The organism is Aquiflexum sp., assembly GCF_041751335.1.
Classification (GTDB): domain Bacteria; phylum Bacteroidota; class Bacteroidia; order Cytophagales; family Cyclobacteriaceae; genus Aquiflexum.
Genome location: NZ_JBGSXS010000339.1, coordinates 1 through 5895, shown reverse-complemented (window position 1 = coordinate 5895; position 5895 = coordinate 1). Strand labels below are relative to the sequence as shown.

The window sequence follows — 5895 nt, the reverse complement described above, 5'->3', positions numbered from 1 at the left end:
TTTCAAATATTCTCCTGTAAAAGGATTGAACCAAGTCACATTCACTTTCCCGTTTTTAGGCTTTGGGATGACCACATTTACCCTTTCGGATTCCTTGGGAATCATCATCAGATAATTGCCTTTTTCATCATAAAGTCCATAACCATTTGTAGCCAGGTTATCATTTCCCCCTTTGTCATTGGTGGTCAGTTTTGGAATACTGGGCTTGAACTCATTGAGATTGTATTTTTCAAAAAGTCCTGCCAAGTGTTTATAGTAATCATACCGGGGTTTATCAAAATCATGCTTGTCGTCAAAAGCATCCCAAACCACAATATTCCAGGAAGCATCTTGCCAATAATAAGAACCATAAACACCCGCAAAAACACATTCATAAGTTCTTTCCAAGCAGGTTTCGGCATTTGTGTAATTTCCAAGGAAGGATACATAGGGACCTTCTTCATAGCCTCCATGCTCTATATTGACCACAGGTCTGTCTGAATGGAATTCTCTCCCCTGTAGCATGAGAGAATAGAGGTTTGAGCGCCAACTTTGAATGGACACAAAATCCACTTTGTCAGGATGCCTTGAATTGTACTCATAATCGTGCACGGTAAGTAATCTTTGGAATGCATCCCGTTTTCTGACCCTATGAATACGTTCGTGGAGGTATGGGATATCACATCTTCCATAATCCAAGGCCTCTTTGGACACGTCCCAAATGACATTGCTGAAGGCCTGATACCTGTCGATGATATAATCGAAATACATATTGTCCGCATTGCTGTACATGTCAGGCCAATTGACTTTTTTATTCCAGACATATATCATCAGATGTGCATCCAATCCTCTAGCCTGCATCGCTTCAAAAACCCTGTCCAGATGTTGGAACAAGCGGAGGTTCAATCGGCTGAAATCCGGATTTTCATTTCCTCCTTCAAAGGGGCCATAATCCAGTTTTCCAAAGTAGTATTCCTCAGGGACATTGTCCGCGATCTTCCATCCAACGTCATGGGCATAAGCATTCATGACCACATGATTGAATCCATTGGCACTGACATCATCCAAAATCCGTGAGGTACGCGGTATTCCATTTGGTTCTTTGTAATCCAAAGCAAAGAGCCAATCCAGTTCAAAAGCCAAAAGGAAATGAGGACTTCCATCTTCATAGATGAAGGCCTGTGGATTGTTAGGGTCTATAATTACTGCCCCTTTTTGGTTGGGTCTCGTATTGGGAGCAACATTAATGCTTCCTTTCAGACCCGAAAGTTCAGGCTTGGAGGAATAGGTCTCAAAGGTCCAATTCCCCGGTGTTTTGGAGGAAAATCTGGCAGTCCAATTATTGTTGCCATCAAAAAATCCAGGAACCTTCATGCTTTCACCATTTGGGCCTGTATAAATTGCTCCAAATTCCGTTTCAAATGGGTTTTCATTCCCGGTAGTCTTTCCTTTGAAAACAAGGTCATTGACCTGCCATTGCTCCACTGAAGTATTGATGTTTTTTTTATAAACAGTGGATTTGATTTGGGCAAATGATTCCAAACAGAAAAGGAAAAGGAACAATAGGGGAGTATAGAATAATTTAATCTTCATGGTTTTGGGTTTTTTTAAAAATATGATGCACAACAAAAGTAACCAATCCCAACCCTGTCCACAAAAACGTATCCCAAATCTCTTCTGCCTGACTCCCTGAAAGCAACCAAATGGTGGCTAATATTCCAACAATAGCAAAATGGTTCCCATAGGGTATTTTAAAATAATTACCTTCTGGCTGGGTCTTCCTCAATTTGATCAAAGAGGCACATACCAATGCGTACAGAATAAGCCTTGCAATCACCGACACTGCCAAAGAACTCATAAAACCCCATACAATTGCCACAAAAGCAACCAATCCAGAAAAGAAGAGAATAGAAACCCAAGGGGTGGCAAACTTTGGATGCACTTTGCTGAAAAGTTTAGGGAGTTGGTCTTCCATGCTTAGCGCGTACGGAAGCCTTGATCCACTCAAGATCTGTACATTCAAAGTTCCCATGATGGATACTACGGCGCCCAGTGTGATAAACATTCCTCCCCACCAGCCCATAAAACCAGTGGCAGCATCGGCAAGTGGCTTGTCCGATGTGGCCAAATCGGGTAGTGTTCCAATGGAAACTACTTGGATCAAAATGTAAAATCCAGCAATGACGGCAGCGGCGGTGATGAGTCCAAATGGAAGGTTTTTTTTGGGATCGACAATTTCTCCGCTGTTCACAAGTCCGGCTTCAAAACCTCCAAAAGCAAAAATCAACAACAATGTAGAAGCTGAAAAATCCTCCAAACTTGGCAGAGGACCAGCCTCTACCAGATCAAAATCAATATAGAATAGTCCCACAATGATAAATACAGCCAATGGGAAAAGCTTGGCAACTGTCAGGATGTTACTCACTTTTGCGGTGTTCTTGACCCCGATCCAATTGAAATAGGTGATAAGACCCGTGATCAACAAAATCAGTCCGATTCGGACTTCCGGCTGATTGAAAACATCTGAAAAAAAGGAAAGGTAAAGCACCATCAAATTGATCAAAGTGGCATAACTGAACAGTCTTGTCAGCATCAACAACCAACCTATGACAAAGGCAGGTATTGGCCCAAAAGCTGTATGCACATAAAGGTATGGACCGCCGGTTTTTTCAAATCTCGAACTGACCTCTGCAAATACCAAAATCAGCACCATCATCACAATAGCGCATACTAAAAATGCAAGGATGCTGTAAATTCCCGATAAGGCAAAAACCTTGGCCGGCAGTGCAAAAATCCCGGCGCCTATTACTGAGTTGATGACCAGAAAGACCAGGTCCCATCTTTGGATGCCGCGTTTGAGTGATGTGGGTAAGTTAGCCAAATTTTATTTTTTACTGAGGGATAATCCTGATTTTTATGTATTTTTTTTGTACTTATTTTTTACGATGTATGTATGCATTGATGCCAGTAAAATGAAAATTCAATATAATTCTCGCCAGTAAACTAAAATGTCCAGTACATCGGACATCCGACATCGGACTTCCGACCTGTTTGAAATGAATATTGCGTTACTGGCGAAGAAGCCTTTATCCATTTTTCTTTCCCTCAAATAATCCAATTTCTACAAAAAATCCACATCCACACTAAAAGGATATTTCATCAAATATTGAAGTGCTTCCTCGATCTTTAGGTCTTCGAACAACACTTTATAGAGATTTTCTGTAATCGGCGCCCGCATGCCTTTTCCTTCTACAAAGGTTTTCATCAACTTCACTGTGTTGATGCCTTCCGCGACTTCTTCCATGGTATTGATGATTTCCTCCAATGTCTCCCCTTGTGCCAATCTATAGCCAACAGTGAAGTTTCTGGACAAGGTTGAATTACAGGTAGCCACTAAATCACCGATTCCGGCGAGTCCGATAAAAGACTTCAAACTTCCACCAAGCGCATTACCCAGGTAAATCAGTTCGACCATCCCTCTTGAAATCAACAGTCCTTTTGCGTTTTCCCCCAATCCCAATCCCGCTAAAGCACCTGCGGCAATGGCTATAATATTTTTAAGGACCCCGCTCAATTCTACGCCAACAATATCTGAGTTCCCATAAACCTGGAACTTGTCTGTTCTGAGCAATCTTTGTCCTTCGAGAATGACTTCATTGTATTTGCTGGCCACAACGGTTGCTGCGGGCTGCCCTTGATAAAGTTCTTTGGCCAAATTCGGTCCGGCCAAGCATCCCACCCTGACGACAACAGTTTCCTTCAGAATAACTTCGCTCATGGTCAGGATATTTTCACGGCTAATTTTGCCAATATCTGTAAGGGTTTTACCTTTTGGCAAATTGAGACAAAGACCTTTTGTACCATGAATCACTAAATGATAGGGGTATAAATAGGGTGAAAACAACCTGATTACCTCTTGAAATGCACTCGAAGGAATCATAAAAAAAATCGTATCACAAGCTTTGCAGAGCATTTCAGGGTCTTGGGTTCCTACTATGTCCTGATGAATACTGATCCCGTCAACGCTATGTTGTTGGTTGATTTCATCCATTACTTCAGCTCTTCTTACATAAGCGATGACTTTGCTTTTTTCGGAAAGGATATTGGCAATGGCAGTACCAAAGCTCCCCATTCCAACTACTCCCACGGATTTTTCTTTAGAAGATTTTTTCGAGGCCATATCCTTCCAATCTGTTGTGGTAATAATAAAGTAAACTTAAATCCTGTGTTTCTATATTTCCCCCTTCATTTTTAACCAAAGGCCGTTTGGCATGGTACATGCCCACATTTGCCAGTCCATGATTGATGATGGTGTCCAGGTCATCTTTGAGATGGGGGGCTGCCTGAACTTTGCCTTCAGATTCCAGCTCTAGAATTCTATCCAATACTTTTTGACACTCATTTTTGAAATCAGCATAAACAATCACAATGTCTTCCTCAGGGAGGCGCAAAAGATTGAATAAGTCCATTTTTTTATTTTCTCTTTTGATCATTTGAAAGGCTGTAAAAGCCACCAAATGTGAACTGAATACCCTGTTGATGATATGAAATTCCTCGACGATACGGTTTCCTAATCTATAAGTGTACTCTTCTTCCCGTTGCACATCCACGGTCACATTTCCATTGGAAATAAAATAATCCCGGGTATTGATGATCCGCCCGTTTCGGTCCATACTGTTTCCATCAGTATCTACATAATTGCCCAACACATCCATGGCCTTGCCTATTGAGACAGAAATGTCTGATCCTTTGGTAAAGAACTTGACCAGAAATTTTGAGATCTTGTAAGAAGTAGAAAATTCATCGGATTCCTTATAATACCTTTCCTGACCGGTCAAAGAGAGGTGTTCCTGAATCAGACTTGGTGCTTCAAGTACAAAATGGTAGTTGATCGTGACAGGGACAATGAATATTTTTCCATTGACATCATTGAGGCCTTTTTGGAAATTGGATCTTTGGGCTTCAACTGCCGTGCTTAGGAGTCCCAACTTGAGTTTCTTTTCGATTATCCCACTTCTAGATCGTGTTCCCCCGGGGAAAAAGAGACTGTGAACCCCAAACTGAATGGCTTCTGAAGAATAGGTTTTTAGTGTTTCCAGATACAAAAGATTTTTCTTTCGCCTATCTACTTTATATGCACCCAATGCATTCATGAAATAAGCGAAGATTCCGATATTGAAAAGATTAAGGCCCGCACCATATATAAATGGTGGCAACCCCAAAACCGAAATGACCCAGCCAATCAGAATACTGTCAAGATTGGAAAAATGCGTTGGAACCATTACAATAGTTCCTTTGGAAGCCAATTCCCTTATTTCATCTGTTTCACCAACTATCTGTATCTTGTCCTGTAGGGTGTACTGATTGCTGAAAATAGATCTGAAGCCTTTTACCCTTGCGGCATTTAAAAGACGTGCAAAGCCAAATGTGACAATCCTTCGGGTAACTTTATAATGGGAATGGATAAAATTACTGGCTATTTCCTCAGAATAGCGGATGGTAATATCATCCAAAATATCTAAGTACTTTTTCTTTTTCTGGGTTTTGGTTGTATTGACGTCTGCACTTATCTGGACAAGGCTAGATTTTACTTTATTCCAAAAATCTTTTTCGTCATCAGGGTCTACGTCCCAAGGGTTCTGCTTGATCCTGAGTTTTTCCCGGTAAAGTGTCGTTTCCAACTCTTCTTTCAACAGGGCCATATTGTCACCTGTGATTTGGAGGACAGATCTTTTACTGGCTTCAGCTACCCTTTTAATAAAATCCTTTCTGCTCTTGCTGAGTTTGACAACAGGCCATTCATCCTTCTTGGGAAGAATCGGATCATATTTATGCTTGATATAATTTTCTGCCAAGTGTCTTTAGAGTTACGTAAAAAACAAAGATATAAAAAAATGGACTTGAGGTTGATTTTTT

Annotated in this window: 4 protein-coding genes; all 4 read right to left on the bottom strand. The window is 41.0% G+C overall.

All coding sequences use genetic code 11. From position 1 onward, the window contains the following. A partial coding sequence (locus ACEW8U_RS18935) for a DUF4038 domain-containing protein (RefSeq protein WP_373523627.1) occupies positions 1-1572 on the bottom strand: 1572 nt, incomplete at its 3' end. Continuing rightward, a complete protein-coding gene (locus tag ACEW8U_RS18930) occupies positions 1562-2860 on the bottom strand; it encodes an APC family permease (RefSeq protein WP_373523626.1) in 1299 nt (432 codons plus the stop codon). The genes ACEW8U_RS18930 and ACEW8U_RS18935, both read right to left, overlap by 11 nt. 240 nt (positions 2861-3100) lie before the next feature. Beyond that, positions 3101-4159 (bottom strand): NAD(P)H-dependent glycerol-3-phosphate dehydrogenase, encoded by a 1059-nt coding sequence (locus tag ACEW8U_RS18925; RefSeq protein ID WP_373523625.1) that lies wholly within the window; start codon positions 4157-4159, stop codon positions 3101-3103. After that, entirely contained in the window at positions 4137-5834 is a 1698-nt protein-coding gene (locus ACEW8U_RS18920) for a 1-acyl-sn-glycerol-3-phosphate acyltransferase (RefSeq protein WP_373523624.1), read from the bottom strand. The genes ACEW8U_RS18925 and ACEW8U_RS18920 overlap by 23 nt, the downstream gene beginning before the upstream one ends. Positions 5835-5895 lie beyond the last annotated feature (61 nt).

What these genes read in the sequence shown, in the direction of transcription:
- ACEW8U_RS18925 (WP_373523625.1), bottom strand. Translation starts at nt 4,159, where the DNA reads ATGGCCTCGAAAAAATCTTCTAAAGAAAAATCCGTGGGAGTAGTTGGA.